Origin of the sequence: Ensifer sp. Root1252 (assembly GCF_001425885.1) — a bacterium.
GTDB classification, from domain to species: Bacteria; Pseudomonadota; Alphaproteobacteria; order Rhizobiales; family Rhizobiaceae; genus Ensifer; species Ensifer canadensis.
On record NZ_LMDT01000023.1, the window covers coordinates 449,029 to 473,943 of the forward strand.

The 24,915-nt window shown below is 60.3% G+C and carries 22 protein-coding genes; 8 read left to right on the forward strand and 14 right to left on the reverse strand.

Annotation, left to right across the window (positions count from 1 at the left end):
• Positions 1-198: 198 nt before the first annotated feature.
• The 6 genes from ASD02_RS23235 (at position 199) to ASD02_RS23260 (ending at position 7,070) form a co-directional block, all read left to right on the forward strand.
• Positions 199-1,083: a DMT family transporter gene (locus ASD02_RS23235; RefSeq protein ID WP_057221103.1), complete on the forward strand. Its 885-nt coding sequence runs from the start codon at positions 199-201 to the stop codon at positions 1,081-1,083.
• A 27-nt stretch (positions 1,084-1,110) separates the two neighbouring features.
• A complete protein-coding gene (locus ASD02_RS23240) occupies positions 1,111-2,610 on the forward strand; it encodes an ABC transporter substrate-binding protein (RefSeq protein WP_057221104.1) in 1,500 nt (499 codons plus the stop codon).
• 91 nt (positions 2,611-2,701) lie between these two features.
• A complete protein-coding gene (locus ASD02_RS23245) occupies positions 2,702-3,613 on the forward strand; it encodes an ABC transporter permease (protein WP_057221105.1) in 912 nt (303 codons plus the stop codon).
• 11 nt (positions 3,614-3,624) lie between these two features.
• Positions 3,625-4,548: an ABC transporter permease gene (locus ASD02_RS23250; RefSeq protein ID WP_057221106.1), complete on the forward strand. Its 924-nt coding sequence runs from the start codon at positions 3,625-3,627 to the stop codon at positions 4,546-4,548.
• On the forward strand, positions 4,541-6,160 hold the full coding sequence (locus ASD02_RS23255) for an ABC transporter ATP-binding protein (RefSeq protein WP_057221107.1): 1,620 nt from the start codon (positions 4,541-4,543) through the stop codon (positions 6,158-6,160). Before ASD02_RS23250 ends, ASD02_RS23255 begins: the two co-directional genes overlap by 8 nt.
• A gap of 28 nt (positions 6,161-6,188) precedes the next feature.
• Positions 6,189-7,070: a dihydrodipicolinate synthase family protein gene (locus tag ASD02_RS23260; RefSeq protein ID WP_025430386.1), complete on the forward strand. Its 882-nt coding sequence runs from the start codon at positions 6,189-6,191 to the stop codon at positions 7,068-7,070.
• Between the two features lie 76 nt (positions 7,071-7,146).
• On the opposite strand, the gene ASD02_RS23265 is transcribed toward ASD02_RS23260, so the two are convergent.
• The 6 genes from ASD02_RS23265 to ASD02_RS23295 form a co-directional block, all read right to left on the reverse strand.
• A complete protein-coding gene (locus ASD02_RS23265) occupies positions 7,147-8,217 on the reverse strand; it encodes an ABC transporter ATP-binding protein (protein WP_025430387.1) in 1,071 nt (356 codons plus the stop codon).
• Positions 8,214-9,041, reverse strand: a complete 828-nt coding sequence (locus ASD02_RS23270; RefSeq protein ID WP_057221108.1) for a carbohydrate ABC transporter permease — start codon at positions 9,039-9,041, stop codon at positions 8,214-8,216. Before ASD02_RS23270 ends, ASD02_RS23265 begins: the two co-directional genes overlap by 4 nt.
• Positions 9,038-9,940 (reverse strand): sugar ABC transporter permease, encoded by a 903-nt coding sequence (locus tag ASD02_RS23275; RefSeq protein WP_057221109.1) that lies wholly within the window; start codon positions 9,938-9,940, stop codon positions 9,038-9,040. The genes ASD02_RS23270 and ASD02_RS23275 overlap by 4 nt, the downstream gene beginning before the upstream one ends.
• Positions 9,941-10,238: 298 nt before the next feature.
• Positions 10,239-11,471, reverse strand: coding sequence for a sugar ABC transporter substrate-binding protein (locus ASD02_RS23285; protein WP_057207060.1), 1,233 nt, complete (start codon positions 11,469-11,471; stop codon positions 10,239-10,241).
• Positions 11,472-11,530: 59 nt separating this feature from the next.
• The gene (locus ASD02_RS23290; protein ID WP_057221110.1) at positions 11,531-12,433 is read right to left on the reverse strand and encodes a sugar phosphate isomerase/epimerase; all 903 of its coding nucleotides are present in this window, start codon (positions 12,431-12,433) and stop codon (positions 11,531-11,533) included.
• Positions 12,434-12,442: 9 nt separating this feature from the next.
• Positions 12,443-13,477, reverse strand: a complete 1,035-nt coding sequence (locus ASD02_RS23295; RefSeq protein ID WP_082555604.1) for a Gfo/Idh/MocA family oxidoreductase — start codon at positions 13,475-13,477, stop codon at positions 12,443-12,445.
• Positions 13,478-13,613: 136 nt separating this feature from the next.
• On the opposite strand from ASD02_RS23295, the gene ASD02_RS23300 reads away from it, so the two are divergent.
• Entirely contained in the window at positions 13,614-14,630 is a 1,017-nt protein-coding gene (locus ASD02_RS23300; protein ID WP_057221112.1) for a LacI family DNA-binding transcriptional regulator, read from the forward strand.
• Between the two features lie 10 nt (positions 14,631-14,640).
• Here ASD02_RS23300 and ASD02_RS23305 read toward each other — a convergent pair whose 3' ends face one another.
• The 6 genes from ASD02_RS23305 to ASD02_RS23330 all read right to left on the reverse strand — a co-directional run bounded on the left by ASD02_RS23305 (position 14,641) and on the right by ASD02_RS23330 (position 21,552).
• Positions 14,641-15,741: a glycoside hydrolase family 88 protein gene (locus ASD02_RS23305; RefSeq protein WP_057221113.1), complete on the reverse strand. Its 1,101-nt coding sequence runs from the start codon at positions 15,739-15,741 to the stop codon at positions 14,641-14,643.
• On the reverse strand, positions 15,738-17,303 hold the full coding sequence (locus ASD02_RS23310; protein WP_057221114.1) for a glycoside hydrolase family 28 protein: 1,566 nt from the start codon (positions 17,301-17,303) through the stop codon (positions 15,738-15,740). Before ASD02_RS23310 ends, ASD02_RS23305 begins: the two co-directional genes overlap by 4 nt.
• Positions 17,304-17,376: 73 nt before the next feature.
• Positions 17,377-18,642 carry an ABC transporter substrate-binding protein gene (locus tag ASD02_RS23315; RefSeq protein WP_057221115.1) on the reverse strand — a complete coding sequence of 422 codons (1,266 nt, stop codon included), beginning with the start codon at positions 18,640-18,642 and terminating at the stop codon, positions 17,377-17,379.
• A gap of 40 nt (positions 18,643-18,682) precedes the next feature.
• Positions 18,683-19,777 (reverse strand): sn-glycerol-3-phosphate ABC transporter ATP-binding protein UgpC, encoded by a 1,095-nt coding sequence (gene ugpC, locus ASD02_RS23320; protein ID WP_057221116.1) that lies wholly within the window; start codon positions 19,775-19,777, stop codon positions 18,683-18,685.
• A gap of 2 nt (positions 19,778-19,779) precedes the next feature.
• The gene (locus tag ASD02_RS23325) at positions 19,780-20,664 is read right to left on the reverse strand and encodes a carbohydrate ABC transporter permease (RefSeq protein ID WP_057221117.1); all 885 of its coding nucleotides are present in this window, start codon (positions 20,662-20,664) and stop codon (positions 19,780-19,782) included.
• A 6-nt stretch (positions 20,665-20,670) separates the two neighbouring features.
• Positions 20,671-21,552, reverse strand: a complete 882-nt coding sequence (locus ASD02_RS23330) for a sugar ABC transporter permease (protein ID WP_057221118.1) — start codon at positions 21,550-21,552, stop codon at positions 20,671-20,673.
• A gap of 202 nt (positions 21,553-21,754) precedes the next feature.
• Here ASD02_RS23330 and ASD02_RS23335 point away from each other — a divergent pair, with 202 nt between their 5' ends.
• The gene (locus ASD02_RS23335) at positions 21,755-22,681 is read left to right on the forward strand and encodes a helix-turn-helix domain-containing protein (RefSeq protein WP_057221119.1); all 927 of its coding nucleotides are present in this window, start codon (positions 21,755-21,757) and stop codon (positions 22,679-22,681) included.
• Between the two features lie 138 nt (positions 22,682-22,819).
• Here the strand turns inward: ASD02_RS23335 and ASD02_RS23340 are convergent, their stop codons facing one another.
• Positions 22,820-23,956: a mandelate racemase/muconate lactonizing enzyme family protein gene (locus ASD02_RS23340; protein ID WP_057221120.1), complete on the reverse strand. Its 1,137-nt coding sequence runs from the start codon at positions 23,954-23,956 to the stop codon at positions 22,820-22,822.
• A 23-nt stretch (positions 23,957-23,979) separates the two neighbouring features.
• Positions 23,980-24,891, reverse strand: a complete 912-nt coding sequence (gene kdgD / locus ASD02_RS23345) for a 5-dehydro-4-deoxyglucarate dehydratase (protein WP_057207043.1) — start codon at positions 24,889-24,891, stop codon at positions 23,980-23,982.
• Positions 24,892-24,915 lie beyond the last annotated feature (24 nt).

Here is a 24,915-nt window from a genome sequence, read left to right on the forward strand (position 1 = left end):
AAAGTTGTCAAGTTCTTTAATGTCATTTAATTTCTCACATCAGCCATGCTATCATACACAACTATCTGATATTGCTTATTATTTTCAAACAATAGCCGCGATCAATAATTTTACATAAGAAAACGATTTGACAAACTTTGCCGAAAGATAGATGGTCATGACAACGCGGCGCAAGGATGCCGGGGACGGAGGACCTTCATGTACAGCGCCAGCAGTCGCCACCAGGCTACGACGGCCGTCGTCTTTGCAGCAGGAGCAGCAACGCTCGCCGCGACAGATGCCGTGATCGTGCGTGCGCTGAGCGGCGCCGTGCACCCGTTCGTCATCGGATTTTTCCGGGCGTTCTTCGGCGCACTCATCCTTCTTCCCTGGATTGCGCTTCGCCCATCCGTTCTTCGCACCACGCATCCGGTGCGCCAGCACGCCCTGCGCGCCGGCTTCAAACTATTGGCGATGATCGCGCTGTTCGCCGCCTTCGGTTGGGGACCGCTCGCCGACGTCACCGCCATCGCCTTCACCTCTCCGATTTTTGTCGTGCTGGGTGCAGCGTTGACGTTGGGCGAACGACCGGGCCCGGCGATGATTGCAGCGGTCGCCCTTGGTTTTGCCGGCGCCATGCTGGTGATCGGCCCGTCCGCGACGGGCTTCACGCTGGCGATCTTGCTGGCGCTTGCGGGCGCCGTGCTTCAATCAGCGATCCAGCTGATTTTGAAATCCATGTCGAAAGGCGACGCCACGTCCACGCTCGTCGTGTGGAACCTTCTCTTGACCGTGCCTATCGCCCTGCTGCTCGCCATCCCGTTTTTCGCCATTCCTGGCCCAAGGGAAATGGGGTTGCTTGCGCTTCAGGGCGTGGTCGGCACCGCATGCATGGGGCTGATGACCCATGCCTTTTCGCTAGCGCCGGCGACTGTCGTGGCACCGGTTGACTTTCTACGCCTGCCGCTTGTGGCCTTCGTCGGATTTGCCCTGTTCGGCGAAACCGTCGCGCTGACCACCATCGGCGGCGGTGCACTCATATGCTGCGCCGCATTGATCGCCGCGCGTTCCGGAAAATTCAGGTCTGGCAAGACGCCGGACTGAACGAGACTTTCTAGGGAGGAAAATGCAATGAAGAAAACGCTTATCCTGGGGGCGCTCCTGTTGGGCTCCGCCATGTCGCCTGCTTTTGCCGCATCGGGACCGATCAAGATCGTGCTGGCCGAGGAGGCCGATCTGCTCGAGCCCTGCATGGCAACCCGCTCGAATATCGGCCGCGTCATCATGCAGAATGTCAGCGAGACCCTGACCGAGCTCGACGTTCGCGGCGACAAGGGCGTCGTGCCACGCCTTGCCGAAAAGTGGGAGCAGAATGAAGACGGAAGCTGGCGTTTCCATCTTCGCCAGGGGGTGAAATTCTCTGATGGCACGACCTTTGACGCCAAGGACGTCAAGCACAGCTTCGACCGCATCATGAGCGACAAGAATGCCTGTGAGTCTCGTCGATACTTCGGCGGGATGACGGTTACTGCCAATGTCGTCGACGATCACACGATCGATTTCAGCGCGGATCCGGTTCAGCCGATCCTGCCGCTGCTAATGTCGCTCGTCACGATCGTTCCGGAAGAAACGCCACTCGAGTTCATCCGCGAGCCGATCGGCACCGGCCCCTACAAACTGACCAACTGGACGCCGGGCCAGCAGATCGTCCTGACCGGGCGCGATGACTATTGGGGCCAGAAGCCGCAGGTCACGGAAGCAACCTACCTGTTCCGCGCAGATCCGTCAGTGCGAGCCGCAATGGTTCAGGCCGGCGAAGCCGATCTCTCGCCCTCGATCTCGCAGCTCGACGCAACCAACCCGAAGACCGACTTCTCCTATCTCGACAGCGAGACCGTCTATCTGCGCATTGATCACAATATCGAGCCTCTGAACGATGTGCGCGTCCGTCGTGCCCTTAACATGGCCATCGACCGTCAGGCGTTCCTGGGTACTCTGGTTCCCGATAGCGCGCTGCTCGCCACCGCGATCGTGCCGCCCCCGACGCTCGGCTGGAACCCCGACGTGAAGGTCTTCCCCTTCAATCCAGAAGCCGCGAAAAAACTTCTGGAGGAAGCCAAGGCCGCAGGCGTGAAGGTCGATACACCGATCACCATCATCGCACGCTCGGCAAACTTCCCGAACGTGACCGAGATCATGGAAGCCATCCAGGCGCAGTTGCAGGAAGTCGGCTTCAAGATCGATCTCAAGTTCGTCGAAGTGGCCGAACATGAAGGCTACTATTCCAAGCCGTTCAAGGAAGGTCGCGGGCCGCAGCTCGTTGCTGCCATGCACGACAACTCCAAGGGTGACCCGTCCTTCTCGATGTTCTTCAAATACGCGACCGAGGGCACGCAGTCGGGCTTTTCAGACCCCAAGGTCGACGATCTGATCAAGCGCGCCTCGGCGGCTGTCGGCGAAGAACGCGCCAAGCTCTGGTCTGAGACCATTGCCTATGTGCATGATGAAGTGGTGGCTGACGTGCTGCTCTTCCACATGGTTGGATTCTCGCGCGTTTCCGAACGCCTGGACTTCAAGCCCACCATGGCGACCAACTCGATGCTTCAGCTCTCGGAGATCGGCATCAAGTGATCCGTTCTGGCGATGATGAAATCCGCCAGTGACAGACGCAATCAAGGCGGCGGGAGGATCCCGCCGCCCTATGCAATCGAGAGGCACAAAGATGAGCTTCATTCGCAAACGGGCCCTGGCCAGCCTGATTTCCCTTATCGGGCTGATCGTGATGGTCTTTTTCCTCTCGCGCCTGACGGGAGATCCCGCCGCCCTGTTCCTTCCCGTCGAAGCCTCGGCGGAAATGAAGGACCAGTTTCGCGAGATCCACGGCCTTAACGATCCGATCATGGTTCAGTTTGCCCGCTACGTTGGCGACATCGTAACCGGCGATTTCGGCGAGTCGCTGCGCAAGGCACGGCCGGCACTCGATGTTGTTCTGGAAGCTTTCGTGTGGACCCTCTGGCTTGCCACTATCACCATGTCGCTGGTAACGGGCGCTGCCATCGTCGTCGGCTCGCTGGCCGCGTTCCGCGCCGGCGGTTTTTTCGATCGCCTCTCCTCGGTGATATCGCTGATCGGCGCGGCCGTCCCGGACTTCTGGCTCGCCATTGTCGCGATCGTCGTCTTCTCGGTGAACCTTGCCTGGCTTCCGACATCCGGCACCGGCTCGCTCCTGCACTGGGTTTTGCCCATCGGCGTGCTGTTCGTCCGCCCGTTCGGGATCATCGTCCAGGTCGTTCGCGGTTCAATGATCAGTGCGCTTTCGTCTGCCTACGTGAAGACGGCACGCGCCAAGGGCGTGAAGTCCGGACCGATCATCTTCATCCACGCGCTGCGAAACGCCATGCTTCCCGTCATCACCGTCATCGGCGACCAGGCCGCGAGCCTGCTGAACGGTGCGGTCATCGTCGAAACCATCTTTGGTTTTCCCGGCGTCGGCAAGCTGATGATCGACAGCATCCTGCAGCGTGACTTCAACGTCGTTTTGGCCGCCATTCTCGTGACCGCGCTGGCGATTTTCGTCATGAACCTGTTGATCGACCTTGCCTATACGCTTCTCGATCCACGCATCCGTCATTGAAGAGTTCAGCCATGACCTTACAGACGACAGATACGGCGATAACACAGGAACCGACCTTTGTTGTGCGCATGGCGCGCATGCTGTGGGCGGACAAGTTCGCTCTTTGCGCCGCCATCTTTCTGATCACCGTTCTCATTCTGGCGATCGTCGGGCCGAGCTGGCTTGGCGACCTTGCGACGAAGCAAAACCTGCGCGGCCGAAACGCAGCGCCGTTCGAATGGGAACGCGGCTGGGTCTGGTGGATGGGGGCGGATGCGCTCGGGCGCCCACTGTTTGCCCGCATCATCGTGGCAACGCAAAACACGCTGATGGTTGCCGCCGGCGCCGTCGCGATCTCCGCGATCGTCGGCACCACGCTTGGCCTGATCGCAGGTTTTTCCTCCGAGCGCGTCAACCAGGTCATCATGCGGCTGGCCGACGTCATCATGTCGTTCCCGTCGCTGCTGATCGCGGTTATCGTGCTCTATGTCCTCGGCTCGTCGATCCTGAACCTGATGTTGGTTCTGGCGATCACCCGCATTCCGGTCTATCTGCGCACCACCCGCGCGGAGGTGCTGGAGATCCGCGAGCGCATGTTCGTGCAAGCTGCGCGCGTCATGGGCGCCTCCAGCAAGCGCATCCTGTTCCGGCACATCCTGCCCGTGGTCCTGCCAACGCTGACGACGCTGGCGACCCTCGACTTTGCCTATGTGATGCTGGCGGAAAGCGCGCTTTCCTTCCTCGGCATCGGCATTCAGCCGCCTGAAATCACCTGGGGCCTGATGATTTCTCAAGGTAGGCAATATCTCACCAATGCTTGGTGGCTGTCCTTCTGGCCCGGCCTTGCAATCATCCTGACGACCATGTCGCTCAACTTGCTTTCGAACTGGATGCGCATCGCCCTTGATCCCGTCCAGCGCTGGCGCCTGGAAATGAAAGGTCGCAAGAATGGCTGACCATCTGCTGGAAGTCCGCAACCTCTCGGTCGAATTTCACACCGTGATGGGCGTCGTCAAAGCGGTCCGCAACATCTCGTATCACCTCGATCGCGGCGAGACGCTGGCGATCCTGGGGGAAAGCGGTTCAGGAAAGTCCGTATCGTCGTCGGCGATCATGAACCTGATCGACATGCCGCCCGGCCGTATCAGCTCGGGCGAGATCCTGCTTGACGGCGTCGACCTCTTGACGATGCCGACACACAAGCGTCGGGAAGTGAACGGTCGCCGCATCGCAATGATCTTTCAGGATCCGCTCAGCCACCTGAACCCGGTTTATTCGGTCGGCTGGCAGATCCGTGAGGCACTGACGACCCACGGCACGGGAAGCACCGAGGCACAGGCGGAAGCTCTGCGGCTGTTGACCCGCGTCGGCATTCCCGACCCGGAGAAATCGCTCGACAAATATCCGCACGAGTTCTCCGGCGGTCAGCGCCAGCGCGTCATGATCGCCATGGCGCTTGCGCTCCGCCCTGATCTGCTGATCGCCGACGAGCCGACGACGGCGCTCGACGTGACTGTTCAGGCCGAGGTGCTGGCGCTTCTGGAGGAGTTGCAGCAGGAAACCGGCATGGCAGTCCTGATCATCACGCATGACCTGGGCGTCGTCGCCGAGGTTGCCGACCGCGTCGTGGTGATGGAAAAGGGCGAACTGGTCGAGGCGGGAACGGTTCGCGATGTCTACAAGAACCCACAACATCCCTACACCCGCAAGCTGATCGCCGCCGCCCCCGGAAAGGGCAAGATGCATTCGCCGGGAGCGCGTGGTGAGCCGGTACTGTCGGTTCGCGACGTCCGCAAGCACTATGGCAGCTTCGAAGCTCTGAAAGGCATCTCCTTCGACCTCATGCCAGGCGAGACCATGGCCGTCGTCGGCGAAAGCGGCTCGGGAAAATCCACGCTCGCCCGCATCCTGCTGAGGCTGGACGAGCCCGACAGCGGCAGCGCGCTATGGAAGGGCCGTGACCTTTTCCAGCTGTCGCCGGCGGAACTCTACAAATTGCGGCGCGACCTGCAGATGGTGTTTCAGGACCCCACCCAGTCGCTCAATCCGCGCATGACCGTCTACCAGCTGATCTCCGAGGCATGGGTGATCCATCCGGACATCCTGCCCAAGGCGAAATGGCGAGAGCGCGTCGCCGAGCTTCTGGTTCAGGTCGGCCTTGGGCCGGAACATATGGGGCGATATCCACATCAGTTTTCCGGCGGTCAGCGCCAGCGCATCGCCATTGCCCGAGCGCTGGCGCTCGAGCCGCAATTGATCATCTGCGACGAGGCCGTCTCGGCGCTCGATGTCTCGGTTCAGGCCCAGGTCATTGCCCTCCTTGACAAGCTTCGCAAGGACATGGGCATTGCCTTCATCTTCATCGCCCACGATCTTCCGGTCGTTCGCGACTTCGCCGACCACGTCATGGTGATGCAGAAGGGCAATGTCGTCGAACTCGGCACCGTGCGTGAGGTCTTCGAGGCGCCACGCCAAGACTATACGCGCGCGCTTCTGGCTGCCGGACTTGATCCGGATCCCGACGTCCAGGCGGCCAATCGCGCTGCCCGCCTCGAATGCGCCTCTTGAGAGAGCGCTCCCATCACTGGAGATAACAATGTCCAAGCAAGCCTTTGTCGCGCTCGTTACCTGCTTCAACGACGATGAGACGATCAACTACGACGCGACGCGCGCTCAGGTCCGCCGACAGGTGGACGCCGGCAACAACATCATGTGCGCCGGTACGAACGGTGATTTCAGCGCCCTGACCTACGACGAGAAAGTGCGCCTGACCGAGGAGGTCGTCGATGAGGTCGCCGGCCGCGTCAAGGTCATCGTCAATGCCGGCATGCCCGCAACCTTCGAAACGCTGAAACTCGCGCGCGAATTCGATCGCATCGGCGTCGATGGTATTGCCGTGATAACCCCGTTCTTCATCGCCTGCACCCAGGATGGTCTGATCCGTCACTTCTCGACCGTTGCGGACGCGGTCGAAACCCCGATCTATCTCTACGATATTCCGGCCCGCACCCAGAACCACATCGAGCCGGAGACCGCGCGCAGGCTTTCACAGCACGGCAACATCGCCGGCATCAAGGATTCGGGCGGAGCGAAAGAGACGCTTGAAGCCTATCTCGAAGTGGCCAGGGACGTTGAGGGTTTCGAAGTCTACTCAGGCCCTGATCATCTGGTGCTGTGGGCGCTGCAAAACGGTGCGGCCGGCTGCATATCGGGCCTCGGCAATGCCATGCCGCACGTGCTGGCGGGAATTTTGAACGCCTTCAATTCAGGCGACATTGCCGAAGCCGAAAGACAGCAGGCGATTTATTCGGCCTTCCGCACGGATCTCTACGCGCTTGGCTTTGCGCCTGCGATGGTGAAGCGATCGCTCTTTCTACAGGACAGCTCCGTTGGTGCCAGCCGCGAGCCGGCCTTGCTGCCCAACAAGACCCAGGACGACCAGATCGAGGAGATCCTGCACCGGTATGGGCTCCTTTGAAGCGGGTGCCGAAACAGCACCACACGCATAAGCGTTTCCCCCGAGCGGCCGGAGCCATGCCCTCGCCGCATAGGCGCTAGGGCAACCGCCGTTCGGTTTGCGCGTCGAAGAGGTGAATGTTGGCGGGCGCGAAGGTCAGGCCGACCTTGTCGCCCGCAGTCACACTCGATCGACCATTGAAGACCACCGAAAGCTCCGGCGTCGTTGCCATCGTCAGGAAACACGTCGCGCCTGTCGATTCGAGCAGCGCGACCGGGACAGAGAGAGCGCCTTTATCGGGCTCGGCAATCTCGATGTGCTCTGGACGCAATCCAACGGTGAGGGCCTGCCCCGGTTGCACAGGCCGATCGAGGACGATCGCCTGTTTGACACCGACGTCGAGGATGACCGAGCGTCCATCCTGGCCCCCCACGGCGGGTATGAAATTCATTGCCGGGGATCCGATGAACCCGGCGACGAATTTGTTGACCGGCCGATCGTAGAGTTCAAGCGGGCTCCCCTGTTGTTCGATGACGCCATCGCGCATGATGACGACGTGGTCAGCCATCGTCATGGCCTCGATCTGGTCATGGGTGACGTAGACGGATGTGGCGCCCAACCGATCGTGCAGCGCACGGATTTCCTTGCGCATATGAACGCGCAGTGCTGCATCGAGGTTCGAAAGCGGCTCGTCGAACAAAAACGCCTTGGGATGGCGGATGATTGCCCGGCTCATCGCCACGCGCTGGCGCTGGCCGCCCGAAAGCTCTCGCGGATAGCGCCCGAGCAGATGGGTGAGCCCGGTGACGGCTGCGACTTCGTTTGCGGCCTTCTTGCGTTCGGCCTTCGCAACCCCCCTGATGCGCAGGCTGTAGGTCAGGTTCTCCTCGACCGTCATATGCGGATAGAGCGCGTAGGACTGAAACACCATCGCCACATCGCGCTTGCGCGGCGGCACGGCGTTCATCACCTCGCCGGCGATCCTCAAGGTGCCGGACGATATGCTCTCGAGCCCTGCGAGGGACCGCAGCAGCGTCGACTTTCCGCAGCCAGATGGACCGACCAGCGCTGTAAAGCTGCCCTTGCGGATCGAAAGTTCGATGTCCTTCAGCGCGTGGTAGGCACCATAGTATTTGTTGACGTTGGTCAGTTCGATCTGGGCGGTCATTTGAGCGCTCCCGAGGTAAGGCCAGAGACGATGCGGCGTTGCAGAAGGACGAAGATGGCGAGGATCGGGGTCACGTAGATCGCCGCATAGGCCATGATGTTGTTCCATTCGTTGGTGTTCGGCCCCATGAACGAATTCAGCCCGACGCTTGCCGGCTGCAGTTCGACAGCCTGGATCATGGATTTCGAATAGACGAACTCACCGAAGGCCTGCATGAAGATCAGGATGGCGCTGACGAGAATGCCATTGCGCGCGAGCGGCAGGACGATGTTGAAGAAGGCACCGACGCGCGAATTGCCGTCGACAAGCGCGGCCTCCTCCAGTTCCTGCGGCACGCTCATGAAGGTCGCGCGCACCAGCACCACGAAAAACGGCATGCTCTTGGCGGCAATCGCCAGGATGACCGCGAGCCTGGGGTAGTTGAGTAGTCCGATCTGGGAAAAGCCGACGAAGATCGGCGTCACCATCAGCGATGCCGGAAGCACCTGTAGCATGAGGACAAGGAAGAGGCCGATATCGACCCATATGTTGCGATAGCGCGCCAGGACATAGGCACAGCCGACACCGAGCACGGTGATGACCCCGACGGCGCCGCAGGCGATGACCAGCGAATTCCAGATATAGCGGCCCATGCTCCGGCTTTGCCAGACGTCGCCGAAAATGTGCCATTGAGGATCCGTCGGCCAAAAGGTCGGCGGGGTGGCGAACATCTCTGAACCGGATTTGATCGTGGTGATGTACATCCAGTAGAGCGGGAACAGGTAGACACCGGCGAGAACGATTGCGATTGCCAGCATCAGCCGGTCACGGGACACGGTATTCATCCGCGCACCTCATGCCGTGTCGAGCGCACGTAGACGACCGAGGCGATCATTACGAAGACGATCATGATCACCGAAATGGTCGCGCCCTTTGCGAAGTCGTACTGCCGGAAAGAGAGGTCCCAGGCCCAATATTGCGTGACGTTCGAGGCATTGTTCGGCCCTCCCGAGGTGATTGCCGCGAAAAGATCGAACTGCTGCAGCGTGAAAATCAGCCCCAGCGCGATGATCGCGCCGATGGACGAACGCATCATCGGCAGCGTGATCGTCCAGAAGCGTTGCCAGACATTGGCGCCATCGAGTTCGGACGCCTCGTAGAGATCGCGCGGAATTGCCGAAAGGCCAACGGACATCAGGATCATGTTGAACGAGGTGCCGAGCCAGATATTGGCGATGATCACTGCCCAGAGGGAAAAATCGGGGTCCGAGCGCCAGAAGATATTGCCACTGATGAGACCGGTTTCACGCAGGATGAAGTTGAGCACGCCGAAGTCGCCGGAGAGGATCCAGTTCCAGATCGCGCCAACGACAAGTCCCGGCATCACCCACGAGACCAGAAAGAGGCCGCGCAGCCACGAGGCGCCCGGAAAGTTCGTCCAGAAGAACAATGCCAGGCCAAAACCGACGAGGAACTGGCCGGCAATCGAGGCGATGACGAAGGTCGCCGTGTTGGCAAGGATCGGCCACGTTTCCGGCTGGGCGAACAAATCCCGGTAGTTCTTGAGGCCGACGAAAGGGCGCCAGAAACTGCCAAGGCTGAACATGTCGACTTCCTGGAAGCTCATGACGATATTGTAGAGCAGCGGCAGCCCGGACAGAGTGAGCAGGAACGCAAGCGGTAGGCTGACGAGGCCGATATCGAAACCGCGACCGTCGATCATGCTGGACAAAAATCGTTTCATGGGCTCCTCCGCCGCCGAGATGGCAGCCGACATCGGCGGCACGCGTCTCGACCTGCAAACTAGAACGACCGAACTGATGCCGACAGCCGGCACAAACTTCCTGGCTTTCCGCTCCAGCGCCTTAGTGCGGCGGAGCACCCTTGATGCGGGCCGGCGAACGCACTTCAGGGAACGCCAGAAGCGCTTCGCCCCATTCAAGAATTCTAGAGCGTTTCCGGCTTAGCCGCAGAACCGCTCTAGCTCTTTGTTTCACGCATTCCCTGACGGAAAACCGCTTCGCACTTTTCCTGGAAATGCTCTAGCCAAGGACCGCCTTTATCTTTTCGGCCGCCTGATCGAGTGCTTCCTTCGGCGCCATCTGCCCGGTCAGGGCGGCCTGGATCGCATCCTGGATCGCCTTGGAAATCTTCGGCCATTCCGGGTGCGGACCGCGCGGCTTTGCGAATTTGAGCTGCTCGTTGAACACCTTGAGGGCGGCGTCCTTGAGCGGCACGCCGGTTTCAGGAATGGCGATGTCGGAGCGGGCCGGCAGCTGCCCGAAGTCCTTGAACATGCGGTTGTCCTGGGAGACGAAATATTCGAGCACCTTGAAGGCTTCGGCCGGATGTTGCGTGTTGGAGAAAATCGCCCAGTTGAAGTCGCCCATCGCCGAAGAGCGCTCCGCACCGACTTCAGGGACCGGTAGCAGCGCCACGCCCCAATCGAACTTCGCTTCGCTCACCATGCGGTCGAGCTCCCATGGCCCGGAGATCGCCATGGCGGCGTTGCCTGAATTGAAGGTGCCGGTCGAATCCCATTGGCCGCGCGTCAACGTATCCGGCGAGGCCAGTTTCTCGGTGATGATCGTCTTCCAGACCTCGAGCGCCTTGACCGCGCCGTCCGAGTTGATGTGCTCGTAGCTGCCGCCAGCCATCTGCGCCCAGGGCAGGAACTGGAATGTCCCTTCCTCGTTTGCCTTGGCCGAGAAGGCGAGACCATAGACGTTGGCTGCAGGATCCGTCAGCTTGCGCGCCGCATCGACCAATTCGTCCCAGGTCTGGGGCGGCTTGTCCGGATCAAGGCCTTTCGCCTTGAACATGTCCTTGTTGTAGTAGAGCGCAATCGTGTTGGTTGCCTTCGGCAGGCCGTAGTTCTTGCCGTCCCACATGGTGGAAGCGAGCGGCCCGGGGAAATAGTTCGACGTCTTCACCACCGTCGACTTGGCGATCATGTCGGTGAGATCAAGGAAGGCGCCGCGCGACGAAAACAGCGCATGCTCGGGATTATCGATGGCGATGATGTCCGGCGCCTGGCCGGTCGAATAGGCTCGCATCGCCTCGCTGACGACATCATCGAACTGGATCTGGCGATATTCGACCTTGATGCCGGCGTTCAACTTGTTGAAGTCCGATATCAGGTTCGGTGCCGGCTGGATGTCGCGATCGAGCGACCAGACGTTGATCGTGACGTCTTCGGCTTTGGCCGAGAGCCCGAACAAAGAGACACCTGCAAGGGCGAGAACGCCCAGGATTGCGGATCCGCGGATAGCCATTTTCTCCTCCTTTGGTTATCCCGCAGCCGGCATCCTCCATGCCGGCCGATATGCACACCTCAGACCGGATCGGCGACGAAGTCGCCGCCCCGGCAAGCCTTGAGATAGTTCAGGCCATGGACCTGGCCGGTCATCTCCAATGCGTCGCGGTAGACCGGATCGTGCCAGCCCTCGATGTCGATCGAGCCGGACCAGCCGGCCAGCCGAAGCTCGGAAATCACGTCGGTCCAATTGGTGTCGCCGAAGCCCGGCGTGCGCATGAAGACGAATTTCTCCTTGCCGAAGATGCCGTGTTCGCGGATGACGTCCCAGCGGATGGTCGCGTCCTTGCCGTGCACGTGGAAGATCTTTGTCGCCCATTTGCGGATCTGCGGCAGTGGGTCGATCAGATAGACCATCTGATGGCAGGGCTCCCACTCGAGCCCGATGTGGTCGTCCGGCGTCTCGTTGAAGATCAGTTCCCAGGCATCCGGATTATGGGCGATGTTCCAGTCACCGGTCTGCCAGTTGCCGTCCATGGCGCAATTCTCGAAGGCAATCTTCACACCCTTGTCGGCCGCGCGTTTTGACAGCTCGGACCAGATTTCCCTGTAGCGCGGCAGACTGTCGGTCAACGGCTTGCCGCGGATGCGGCCAGTGAAACCGGCAACGCAAGTAGCACCGAAATGATGGGCATTGTCGATGCAGTCTCGCCAGCCTTGCAATGTCTGTTCGTCGATCGCGGTGGTCTCAAGCGGGTTTCCGAACATGCCGAGCGTCGAGATGGTGATGTCGCGGCCGCCGATCGCCTCCACGCAACGTTTGCCGAGTTCGGCAAGGTCCTGGCCATTGGTCGTCTGCCAGAAGAAGGGTTCGAAGCTTTCGAAGCCCATTTGAGCGATCTGGTCGATGCGTTTGTCGGCACCGCCCTTGGTGGCCGAGATCATTGTGCCGATGCGGATGGATTTTGCAGGGTTCGTCAAGATGGGCTCCTAGGCTGCAATGGTGACGCGTTTGCCATCCCGGGCGCTGTCGATCGCGCCGAAGACCATGGCAAGGCTCTTGATGTTGTCGCTACCGTCCGTTTCCGGCACGGTTCCCGTGTCGATTGCGCAGATGAAGCGCTCGATGACGCTTGCATGGCCGTGCGTGTCGGCACGGTCTTCAGCCTCGGGAACCGTGATCGGCTCGACCGCCCGCAGGAAACCTTCGCGACCGCTGACGACATTGGCTTCGAAGCGCTCGCCGCCATCCCAGAGCAGAGTGCCCTTTGAGCCGGTTATCCGCCACGCACTTTCCCAGCTGGTATTGGCGCCTTGCGCACACCAGGATCCGCGATAGGTGAAGGCGACATTGTCGGAGAATTCGAAGATCGCATTGGCTGCCGCGCCGTGGCGGTACCAGGAGCCTTGCGGATTGTATTCGTGGCAATAGACCGCAAGGGGATCCTTGCCTGACATGAAGCGCGCCGCGTCGAAGGTGTGGATGGCCATGTCGAGCAGCAGGACGTTGTCCATCTGCTCGCGGAAGCCGCCGAAGTGTGGACCGAGGAAGAAATCGCAATGCAACGCCGTCAGTTCACCGAGGCTGCCGGATTGGATGAGGCGGCGGATCCGGCGAACACCGTCGATGAAGCGGCGGTTCTGGACGATCGCGTGAATACGTGAAGCGTCAGCTGCGAGCCGGCGCAGTTCGCGCGCCTCTTGGAGCGTGGCGGCCATCGGTTTTTCGCTGAGCACGTGGCAACCATGGGCCAGACCGGCTGCCACGACCGCGCGCCGCGCGGCTGGAACGACAACGTCAAACAGCAGATCGGCCCTGCTCTGGCGAAGGACTGCCGGCAGGTCTGTACCGATGATGATGTCGTGAAGCTTGAACTCGGCAGCGAGCGCTTGCGCCGTCGTTTGATCGAGATCGACGAGGCCCACAACCCCCACCTTCCCTCTCAGAAAGTCGCTCTCCGTCAGAGCCTTCAGCCAGCCTTTGGCCATAGCTCCGCACCCGCACAAAACGGCCCTGTGTCTCACGTGATTTCCTCCAGGAACGAAAGCCAAAACTCCTCAGTTGGCTTCCGTAAACGTTTACGATACTATGCGGCAAAGGGTTTTTGTGTCAAGAGGTGTGAAAATGGCCAGTCGCGGGTCTGGGGAGGAACGCGGAAAAATGAAGGGGATTCGCCAACTTGCCGAACACCTCGATATCTCGATCGGCACGGTCTCCCGCGCGCTGAACGGCAAACCCGACGTCAACGAAGAGACGCGAAAAAGAGTCCTCGAAGCAGCGGAATCCCTCGGGTATGTCGCCAACCAATCGGGCCGTGCGCTGAGGAAGGGGACGACCGGCGTCATCGGCTTCATGATGCAGACGGGGTCCGAAATCACCGGCCAGGGCGACACCTTCTTCATGAGCGTCTTCGACGGCGTTCAGACCGTCTTTGCTCGTCACAAGCTCGATCTGGTCGCCTTGCTCTGCTCCTCGCAAGAGGATCCGAACGACTATCTGAAGCGCGTCGTCGCCCGCGGCTTTGCCGACGGCATCATCCTGTCGGCCACCCGGCGCCACGATGCCCGCTTCGAACTGCTGGCAAAGCGCAAGATCCCCTTCATCACGCTCGGACGAAGCCTGACCGATGTCGGCCAGCCCTGGCTGGATCTCGATTTCGAAGGCATGGCCGAGGCATCTATCGACCGGCTGGTTGCGCGCGGACACAAGCATATCGCCGTTACCCGTCCGCACGACGACATGAACCTTGGCTATGTGTTCGAGGACCAGTGCCGCGCCACCCTCGCCCGGCACGGCCTTAATCTCGACGCGCGTCACGTCTTCCGCTCGACGCCCAACGAGGCCGGGGGGTACCAGATCGCCCGGGAACTGAGCGCGCTTGAGACACGTCCGACGGCAATCGTCCTCATCAACGAGGCCATTACCGTCGGGCTTTATCGCGGACTGGTCGAAGCCGGATTAAAACCCGGGTGCGACCTGGCGATCATCGGGCGTCAAAGCCCGCATTCGCAGTTTCTGTCGCCACGACTGACATCGTTCAGCCTGTCGCTACGCGACCTTGGCATTGCACTTGCCGAATCCCTGCTTGCGACGATGCCGGCCTTTGCCGAGATCTACCGCGAGAGATCCGCGCGATGCCTGTGGCCCATGGATCTCGTTCCTGGTGAAAGCGACTGATCAAGCGGCTTCACGAAGCGGCCATCAGGCTTTCCGCATATGCCATCATCAAGGGCCCCACACCTTTGGCGTCATCCGAAACGATGGGTTCGGTGAGATAGTAGCTCGGTGAACCGTCGCGATAGCTGCCCTCGAAACCTCCAAGACCGGCGACATGGACAATGGTCGTGAAGCGGGTGGTCCCTTCGGCATCGGCAACGAGCCGGGTATTCAACAGCGCGTCAAGGGCGCGCTGCCCGGCCGCAGCCGCTCCCGCAGCAGTGTCCGCTTCGACTAGACCAAGACGAGCGGCGCGCAAGAGCGAATAGGCAAACATGACCGAGGCAGAGCTTTCGAGGTAGTTGCCCTTCAGATCCGGCGCGTCGAGCACTTGATACCAGAGGCCGGACGAGGCTGCCTGGCGGGCCATGATCTCCTTTAGCAGCAAGCGGGCGCGCTGGCGCAACGACGCGGTCGCCTGGTCAACAGGAAGTGTCGCCAGAGCATCGACCACTGCCATTGCCAGCCAGCCCACGGCCCGGGCCCAGACAGCGGGAGACTTGCCTGTCACAGGGTCAGCCCAGCGCTGCTGGCGGCTGTCATCATAGCCATGAACATAGAGGCCGCGTGTAGTCGCCGTGAGTGCCAAAGCCGTTGAAAACTGCTGCAACGCATCGGCGATCAGGTCCTTGCGGCCGGTCATCGTCGCATATTCGATCTGGAAGGGCAGTCCCATATACAGCCCGTCCAACCAGACCTGGTGCGGATAGCGCTTCTTGTGCCAGTAATTGCCGGCGGGAATGCGGGGGTGCGTCTCCAGCTGCCCGGCCAGCCGATCGGCGGCCAACCGGTAGCGCACATCATCGGCACCTTCAGCCAACGGGAACAAGGCGCGCCCGGCCAGGATATTATCGATATTGTATTCCTGGGGGTCGTAGCCCAAAAGCGCACCATCGGCCGCGATCTGCTGATCGGCGAGACGATGAAGATGCGCCTTCCAGCGCGTTTCGCCTGTCGCATCAAAAAGAAGACTGAGGCCGCGATAGACGCAACCATCCTCGTAGCACCAGCTACCGCCCTTATAGTGGTTATAACGCTTGGCGAATTCGTCGAAATATTCTGTCGGGTTCACGAGAGCATCTCATCGAAAGGAAGGGACACGGGGGCAGCGCTCAACAAGGAGGGATCGTCGCAATCGACCTCTGCCCGCTCGCTGACAATCGTCTCATGGCGCATGGCTCGCACGCGATCGGCCATGATGGGTGGCGTTGCGACTGCCGCGGGATTGCTCGAGGTGATTTTAAGGCGGCGGATACGAACGTTGCGGATCGGGGCTTCAGGCAGTCCGAGAAATGCGCCCGCCGCATGGGCGAGCCCGCGGATCTCGACATCTTCAATGATGACGCCGTCGATGAGCGGCGTTCCAGAATTGACGACCGCCGGCTCACGGCACTGCACCCAGTCATCGTGGCCATCCGCGTCGCAATGATAGTGAGCGTTGGCTGAGAGCGCCGTTTCGACGCCATCGAGCAATACGCGGCGCATTACGATATTGGTGATCGACCCGCCGCGACCGCGACGGGTCTTCAGCCGCAGGCCGCGATCGGTGCCGATCATCTCGCAATCCTCGACGGAGACGTCAACGACGCCGCCGGACATCTCCGAGCCAATTACCAGGCCGCCGTGGCCACGCTCCATCAGGCAGTGACTGACACGGACGCCGCGCGTTTCGGCAAGGTGATCAGCCTCGCCGTTCGGGCCGCGTTTTCCTGCCTTGACGGCAATGCAATCGTCGCCGACTGAAAAGCGCACGCCCGCAATCACGACCTCACGACAGCTCTCAGGGTTGAACCCATCGGTGTTCGGGCTGTCAGCTGGGGCAACGATGGTTAGTCCGGCAGCGGTCAGCCGAGCGCAGCCTTGCGGATGGATCGTCCAGGACGGTGCATTGCGGATCGTAAAACCGAGCAGTGTCACATCACGGCAGTTGATAAGATGCAGGCCACGCGGGCGACGCGCACCGTCACGCGTCTCTTTCGGCCAACTCCACCAATCGCCCCTGTCGCCAGATCCGTCGAAGACGCCCCTGCCCTCGATCACCAGGTTATCCGCCTGCACCGCGTTTACCGGGGCATTAAAGCAGGCCGCCGGCAGACCTTCCCAACTTCCAAGCATCCTACCGTTGTGATCGTGGGAAGGGAGAACAGGCCAGCCCGCGCGCACCGAAGGCGCTTGGAGGGTCGCCCCGTCGGCAAGGTGCAAAGTCATTTGACTTTTGAGCCTAAGTGGAAAGGACGTCCACAGGCCAGGACCGAGATGGAGCGTGCCTCCGGTTGGAACGGCTGCGACCGCTTCACAAAGGGCCGCAGCATTGCTGCGCGCGCCGTCGATATCGTCAGGCGCAATATCGGCGACGAGTCCGAAATCGGTTGCTTCGACGACACCTGCGCAGGGCGCAGTCTGAAACGACAGCGGCTGAAATCCTTCCGCCTCGAAAAGATAACGGGTAGCCGGGCGAAGCCCGTGCAGAAGGGTGACGACCGTTAGGGCTTCTCCGTGTTGCAGGACGCCGGTCTCATCCGGGGATGAAAGCCGCCAGACCGTCCTCGATTTCAAACGGTAGAGGGCTCCGGGCTGCGGCAGGCATAGCGCCGCCGTTCGCGCCGAGTGCGCGATGATGGAAGGTCGGGTCATGTCGTGCCTCGTGTTGCGTGCCGCCAAGGGACGGAGGACCCGCCGCGGCATCCGCGGCGGGCAGTATCAATGGTCAGTCGAACTCGGCCAGGACGTCGTTCACCGTGTCGATGATCTGTTTGGCGCCATCTTCTGCGCTGATCTGGCCATAGGCGTACTCCTCAAGCGTATCGATGAACGTGGCACGAATTTCTGGGTGTTCATTGAAGGGCGAAACCATCGGCCCCGTGGCGGCCATGACGATCGCATTGGCGGCGCGAACCTCGGGTTCGCCCTTGTCGCCCAATCTGGCGGCGGCCGCTTTCGACGCAGGAAGACCGCGCGAGGTGCCTAGAGCATCGATGCCTTCCGGCTCGTTCAGGAGGCAGTTGACGATCTGCGCCGCCGCATCCTGGTTCTTCGAGTTCTTGGAGATCGAAAACACCATGGAAGGCTTGCGATAGACGCCTTCGGTAACCGCATCCGAAAGCTTCAGCATTGGTACAGGCTTGAGAACCTGACCATCCTTCAACGGGTCGGCATACTTGGAGTAAGTTGAATCCCATTCGTACGAGCCGGCGACCTTGCCTTCGGCCCAGGAGGGCTTTTCAAACAGATTGACGTTGCCGTCGGCGGCCTCCTCCTTCTGCGAGCGGATCGCGCCGGTTTCCACCAGCTTGCCGAGGAAGGAGATGCCTTCGGCGAGTTCCTCTGGCGTCCATGCTACGCGGTTGCTTGTCTGATCGACGAGATCCTTGCCAGTCTTCTGCACGACAGCAAGGGTCACCAGCAATTGGGCAGTCTCCTTCACCGCGTTGAAGGTGTAGTGGTCCTTGCCGAGCTTGTCCTTGATGGTCGCGGTTGCGGCGAAGAACTCGTCCCAGGTCTTCGGAATTTCGACGCCTGCCTTTTCGAAGGTCGTCGCGTTGAAGAAGAAGACACGACCCGTCGTCGAGACAGATAGCCCCTGCAGGACCCCATTCATCGAACCGGCCGCGAGATCGCCTTCCGTCCAGTTGGACAGGTCGATTGCCTTTAGCGTGCGAAGGTCGGCGAACCCCTCGCCATTCTTGGAAAACAGCGGCAGCCACGGCCAGTTGACCTGAACGATATCAGCTTCGGTCCTGCCGGCCATTTGCGTCGTCAGTTTTTCGAGGTAGCCGTCAAAGCCGGTGAACTCACCCTTGACCGTGTGGCCGTATTTCTGGCCGCAGGCAGCTGTCGCCTTTTGAGTGGCTACGTGACGACTATCACCGCCCCACCACGCCATGCGCAGTTCGGCGGCGCCAGCGGTAGCACCGAACGTGAGCGCGCCATAGGCGACGCCGGTCAATGCAGCTAAGGTTTTCGCAGTCTTCATGGTTCTCCTCCTTCTTGGTGTATGGCCCAACGCCGCCTCCTCAAAGCGACACGTTGCGACCGTCAGTCTTGTCGAAAATGTGCAATCGTTCCGGATCGGGACGAAGGCGGATGATCTCCGCCCCTCCCAGTGCCTCGAACTCGGCTGCGCCGACGACGCTCACCACCTTGCGACCCTCGAGATCAGCGTGGAGATAGACCTCGTGCCCCATGAACTCAGCATTAGTGAGCTTCGCGGTGAGCGCCGGCCCGTCCGCCGCCAGCGATAGATGCTGTGGTCGGGTGCCTATCACGGCTTCTGTCGGGCGGGCCGAAAGCCGGCCTTCAAGGTGTGGTCCGAGCGGCAAGGTCTGGCTGCCGATCGAAAAGGACGATCCGTCGAGCCGGGCGTCGACAAGGTTCATTTCCGGACTGCCAATGAAGCCGGCAACGAACAGGTTCGCCGGGCGATCGTAGAGTTCCTTGGGCGTGGCCACCTGCATGATGTGACCGGCCTGCATGACGCATATGCGATCCCCCATCGTCATGGCCTCGGTCTGATCATGCGTCACGTAGATGACCGTCGACGACAAGCCCTCCGCTTTGAGCTGGCGATGCAGGTCGGTTATGCGGACGCGCATCGAGGCTCGCAACTTGGCGTCGAGATTGGATAGTGGCTCATCGAACAGGAAGACGCCCGGCTTCTTGATGAGCGCGCGACCGAGAGCCACGCGCTGGGCCTGACCGCCTGAAAGCTGCTTGGGAAGGCGGTCGAGAAGCGGCTCGATCTCAAGAATCTCGGCCACTTGCTTGATCGCGGCCTCGATCTCCGCCTTCGGCTTGCCGGCGATCTTGAGCCCGAAGGCCAGGTTGCCGCGAACCTTCATATGAGGGTAGAGGGCGTAGTTCTGGAAGACCATGGCAATTGAGCGCTTGCCCGGCGGCAGATCGTTGACGCGCCGATCCCCAATGAGGACTTCCCCGCCGGAAATCTCCTCAAGTCCAGCCACCATGCGCAGCGTCGTCGATTTGGCGCAGCCCGACGGACCGACGAAAACCATGAACTCGCCGTCGTGGATGTCGAGATTGATGCCATGGACCGCCTTGAAGGCGTTGCCATAGACCTTTTCGAGATTTTTCAGTTGAACCTTAGCCATGTTCAGCCCTTGATCCCCCCGGAGGAGATCCCTTCAATGAAGTAACGTTGCGCAGCAAAGAACACGATCAGAGCAGGGGCGATCGTGAGCACCGACATCGCGAGGATGCGGTTCCATTCGAAAGCTTCGGTCGTGTCGATCGAAAGCTTGAGGGCGAGGCTGACCGGATACTTGTCCACCGAGGACAGATAGATCAGCGGCCCGAGGAAATCGTTCATGGTCCACATGAACTGGAACAGGCACACCGAAATCAGTGCCGGGGCGAGCATCGGGACCACGATATAGATCAGCGTCTGGATGCTGTTGGCACCATCCACCCGTGCCGCCTCCTCCATGTCTGTTGGCAATGAGCGCAGGAATTGCACCAACATGAAAACGAAGAAGGCGTCGCCAGCGAGTGCCGACGGCACCCAGAGCGGCAGAAAACTGTCGAGCCAGCCAAGATCACGGAACAGGAGATATTGAGGAATGCGGGTAACGACATTGGGCAACAGCAGGATTGCGATGACCGAGCCGAAGAGGATCTTCTTGAACGGGAAATCGAAACGGGCGAACGCATAGGCCGCCAGCGTGCAGGAGATGGCCGTCCCGATCACCTTTGGCAGGATGATCAGGAAGGAATTCCAGAAGAACCGGCCGAACGTATAGGGTGTCGATGTCTGCCAGCCCTTGATGTAACCTTCGGCAGTCGGGTTCTCCGGCAGGAAGCCCGCACCTGCGAAGATTTCGGAATTTGTCTTGAAGCTCGCGCCAACCAGCCAGATGAGCGGATAGAGCATGACGAAGCCGACTGCAAAGAGCAGGACATAACGGACCGCCGTCGAGACGAGACGTAGCCTTGCCCTGCGGGCGGCCTGGAGATCGTTGAAGGTTGCAAGATCGGTCATTTGCGGTCAGCTCCTCTTGTCGCCTGCGTAAAAGACCCATTTCTTCGATGACCAGAAGGCAACGAGGGTCAGGGCGGTGACGATGGTGAAGAGCACCCATGCTATGGCCGAGGCATAGCCCATGTTGAACTTCTTGAAGGCCTCGTCGTAGATGTAGAGCGGCAGCAGATACGTCGCCTTCAGCGGACCACCCTGCGTGATGATGTAAGGTCCGTTGAACTCCTGGAAGGCTTGAACCATCTGCATGATGAGGTTGAAGAAAATGACGGGGGTCAGCAGTGGCAACGTGATGAAGAAGAAGGTGCGCACCTTGCCCGCGCCGTCGATGGCTGCTGCCTCGTAAAGCGACTTGTCTATCGACTGCAGGGCGGCGAGGAAGATCACCATGGCTGATCCGAACTGCCAGCATCGCAATAGCGTAATCGTGAACAGCGCGTTCGTCGGATCACCAAACCAGTCAATCGGAGAAAAACCGACCGTCGTCAGCGCCATGTTGGCAAGTCCCTCCGTGGCGAAGATGTAGCGCCACAGAACGGCAATGGCGATCGAGCCGCCGAGGATGGAGGGAACGTAGAAGGCGGTTCGGAAGAGACCGATGAACATCAGCTTGTAATTTAGGATCGCGGCGATGAAGAGCGCGAAGGCAAGCTTCAACGGTACCGTCAGGAACACATAAAGCAGTGTGACGTTCAGCGACTTCGTGAAGGTGCGATCGCGTGTGAAGAGCCGTTCATAATTGGCAATCCCCGTCCACCGAGGTTCGCTCATAAGGTCATAGCTGGTAAAGCTCAGGTACAGCGACCCGATGAAAGGGATCGCCGTGAAGACCAGAAGACCAATGATATACGGGGCGAGATAGCCCAGCCCCATAAGGCGCTGCATCTTCATGACATCCCTCCCGGGCAGCCCTTGAGCGCAGCCTGCATAGATGCAATTTTGTACAAATCTGGCTCCCAATTCGGTGCAGGAAGAATGGGCGGAACGCCACGTTTCTATACCACGAACCGATCTCCTCCCCAGAAGACACGGTTTATTCGGTGACATTGGGCTATTTTCAGATCAGAATGAATTCACAAAGGGAAGGAAAAAGATGGACGAAATCGAAGGTGGCATTCTATCGGCGATTCCCGCCGCGGCGTTGACGCTCAACCTGACGCGCGCGGCGATCCGCATGGAGCATTCGCAAACCTGGCGGATCGACAAATCCAATCCGGTCGACGATCTCGTCATTTGCCTTGAGGGCCGCGGTCATTATCTGATCGACGGCGAACCACGTGTGATGGAGCGGGGCGACGCCATGCTGATCAGCGGCGGCCAACACTTCATCGGCTGGAATGAAGGGCGCGAAACCTATATCGGCGTGGCGCAGCACTTTACGCTCGACATCTATGGTCGTCACAATCTCATCGAGCAGATGCAACTGAGGCCCAACCTGCATCTGAGCCGCTGGCCGTTTCTGGAACCGATTGCCCGTCACTATCGTCAGAGCGCGCCCCCTTCCTCGGTATCGCTCGGCCAGCACCATCTTTTCATGGTCCTTCTCATCGCCTTCATCGAGGATGCGTTTCTCGGGTGGCGCGACCACGCGACCTACCAGCCGGAGGGCGCGGATGCGATTGACCTTGCGGTGATGAAGGCAGCAACGATGATCTCGGCCAATCCGCTTGAAACCGACATCGCCATGAGGGCGGTCGATGCCGCACCCTACAACTACGATTATTTTCTGCGCGAATTCCAGAAGCGCGTCGGCCGCACGCCACGCAAATACCAGGAGCTCAAGCGAATGGAGCGCGCGATGCATTTTCTGGAAGGAGGGCTTTCGGTTGCGGCTGCGGCTGCGGAGGTCGGCTATGCAGACCCCTATTACTTCTCGCGCATGTTCAAGCGCACACTTGGGCTCAGCCCCCGCGACCACCTGAACAAGGTTCATCAGAGCCGGCATGGCGACTTGATGCAACTCGACGAACCGGAGCAGGAAATACGCCTTGCAACCGCCCGCACGATCGAGAAGCGATAAACGGACGATCGAAATTATGAAGCTAGCGGGCCAGGACCCCTTAGATCCATCGGAGTCAGCCTAGTTCACGGCCACGCTGCGTCTAAAGCGCCGCTTTGCAAACGCGGTACGCGTGCTGGAAGACTGCGCTCGTTCGTTTCACGATTGGAGCATCTTGAATTCGACGAGGGCATCACGATTGATCTCGATCCCGAGACCTGGACCATCTGGAATAGTGACGACGCCATTGACCGCCTCCAGTGGTGTCTTAAGCACCGCCTGCCGGAATGGATTCTCCGTTCGGTCGAATTCCAGGATCGGCTCGATCGGATTGGCGCGGACCGGATCGGGCACCATCGTTGCCATGAATTGCAGTGCCGCGGCGATCTGCACGCCTGTCCCCCAGACATGTGGCACGACGCGGATACCATGAAGTGTCGCCAGGCTTGCGATCTTTTGCGCTTCGGAAAAGCCGCCGCAGCCGCAGAGATCGGGCTGGAGAATGTCGACCGCACGGGCCTCCAGCGCCTGCCACATGCCGAACCTTGTATGCCAGGTCTCGCCACCCGCAACGGGGATCGGCTGACATGTGCGAACCTCCTGGTAGGCCGACAGCTGTTCGGGCACCACCGGCTCCTCGAACCAGTCGATATCATACTCCGCTGCTGCTTTGCCGAGCCGGATCGCTTCGGTGACGGTGTAACCGTGATTGGCGTCGATCATCAGGCGCATTTCGGAGCCTATCGCCTCGCGAACAGCGCGGATGACGCGCAGATCCTCGTCGACGCCGAAACCAATTTTAATCTTGCAGGCGTGGAACCCCTGTGTGCGGCGCTCCGCCATTTCGTTGGCGTTGTCGGCAACCCGATCGACGCCGTCACGCTTGAAGCTACCCGTGGCATAGGCGCGCACGCTTTGCCGCCAGCGTCCACCAAGCAGCATGGAGATCGAGGCGCCGTAGTGCTTGCCTTTGATGTCCCACAACGCGATGTCGATGCCCGACAGTGCGGTGACGGTGAGACCACGCTGTCCCTGATCGCGCAGTGCATTGTAGAGCACGGCCCAGATTTTCTCGGTTGAGCGCGGGTCCTGACCGATAAGCCAGGGCGAAAAGGCTGCGACCACCGCCGCGTTGGGTTTTGCCGGACCGAGACATTCGCCCCAGCCGATCGTTCCATCATCGCATTCTATCTCCACCAGGACATGAGCACGGCGGTCAAAGCGCATCGAGGCGCTTTCGAACGGCGTGTCGAGCCGGTGTTCCAAGAGATGCGTGCGAACGGCGGTGATCTTCATGCATTCCTCCGGAAGTCGCGGTATCAGACCTTGCGTTTCTGCCCGCCGATGAGCTTGTCGAGCATGCCCAGTTCCTCATCCGTCAGGTCCACCAGCGGCGCGCGCACCGGTCCCGCGTCGAAGCCCTGTAGCCGCACGCCGGCCTTGATCGCCGAGACGGCGTAGCCCTTCACCCGGTTGCGGATCGCCATGAACGGATAGAAGAAATCCACCAGGATGCGCTCGCAAGTAGAGCGGTCGCCGGCGCGCAGTGCCACGTAGAACTCGTTGGCAAGGCCCGGTACGAAGTTGAACACGGCGGATGAATAGGTGGTGACGCCGGCGCCGAGATAGGCTTCGGCAAAAAGCTCGGCCGTGGGCATGCCGCCGAGATACATCAGGCGATCGCCCATCTTTGCGGTAACCTGGCGCAGAAGCCCGATGTCACCCGTGCCGTCCTTGAAGCCGATCAGGTTCGGGCATTCGTCGCACAGCCGGGCAAGCGTATCGGCCTGCAGCACCGAATTGTCACGGTTATAGACCATGACGCCGATACCGACCGACTGGCAGACTTTCTTAATGTGGGCATAGAGCCCTTCCTGAGGCGCATCGATAAGATAGTGCGGCAGTAGCAGGATGCCGTCGGCCCCAACCTTCTCGACCGATCGGGCGATATCGACAGCGATTTCGGTGCCGTAGCCACAACCCGACACGATGGCGGTTTCGCCTGCAGCCTCCTTGGCGGATGCGACGATGCCTGGGATTTCATCTGGCCGCAACGAGAAGAACTCCCCCGTGCCACCGGCTGCGAAAAGCACCGGGGCCTTGTAACCCGCGAGCCACTCGACATGCGCCTTGTAGCTTTCTGGCGCAAAGCGGCCTTGCGCATCGAAATGCGTGACCGGGAAGGAAAGAAGGCCGGAGCCAAGAGCAACCTTGATTTGTTCGGGGGTCATTTCAGTATTCCTCTGTGCATTTAA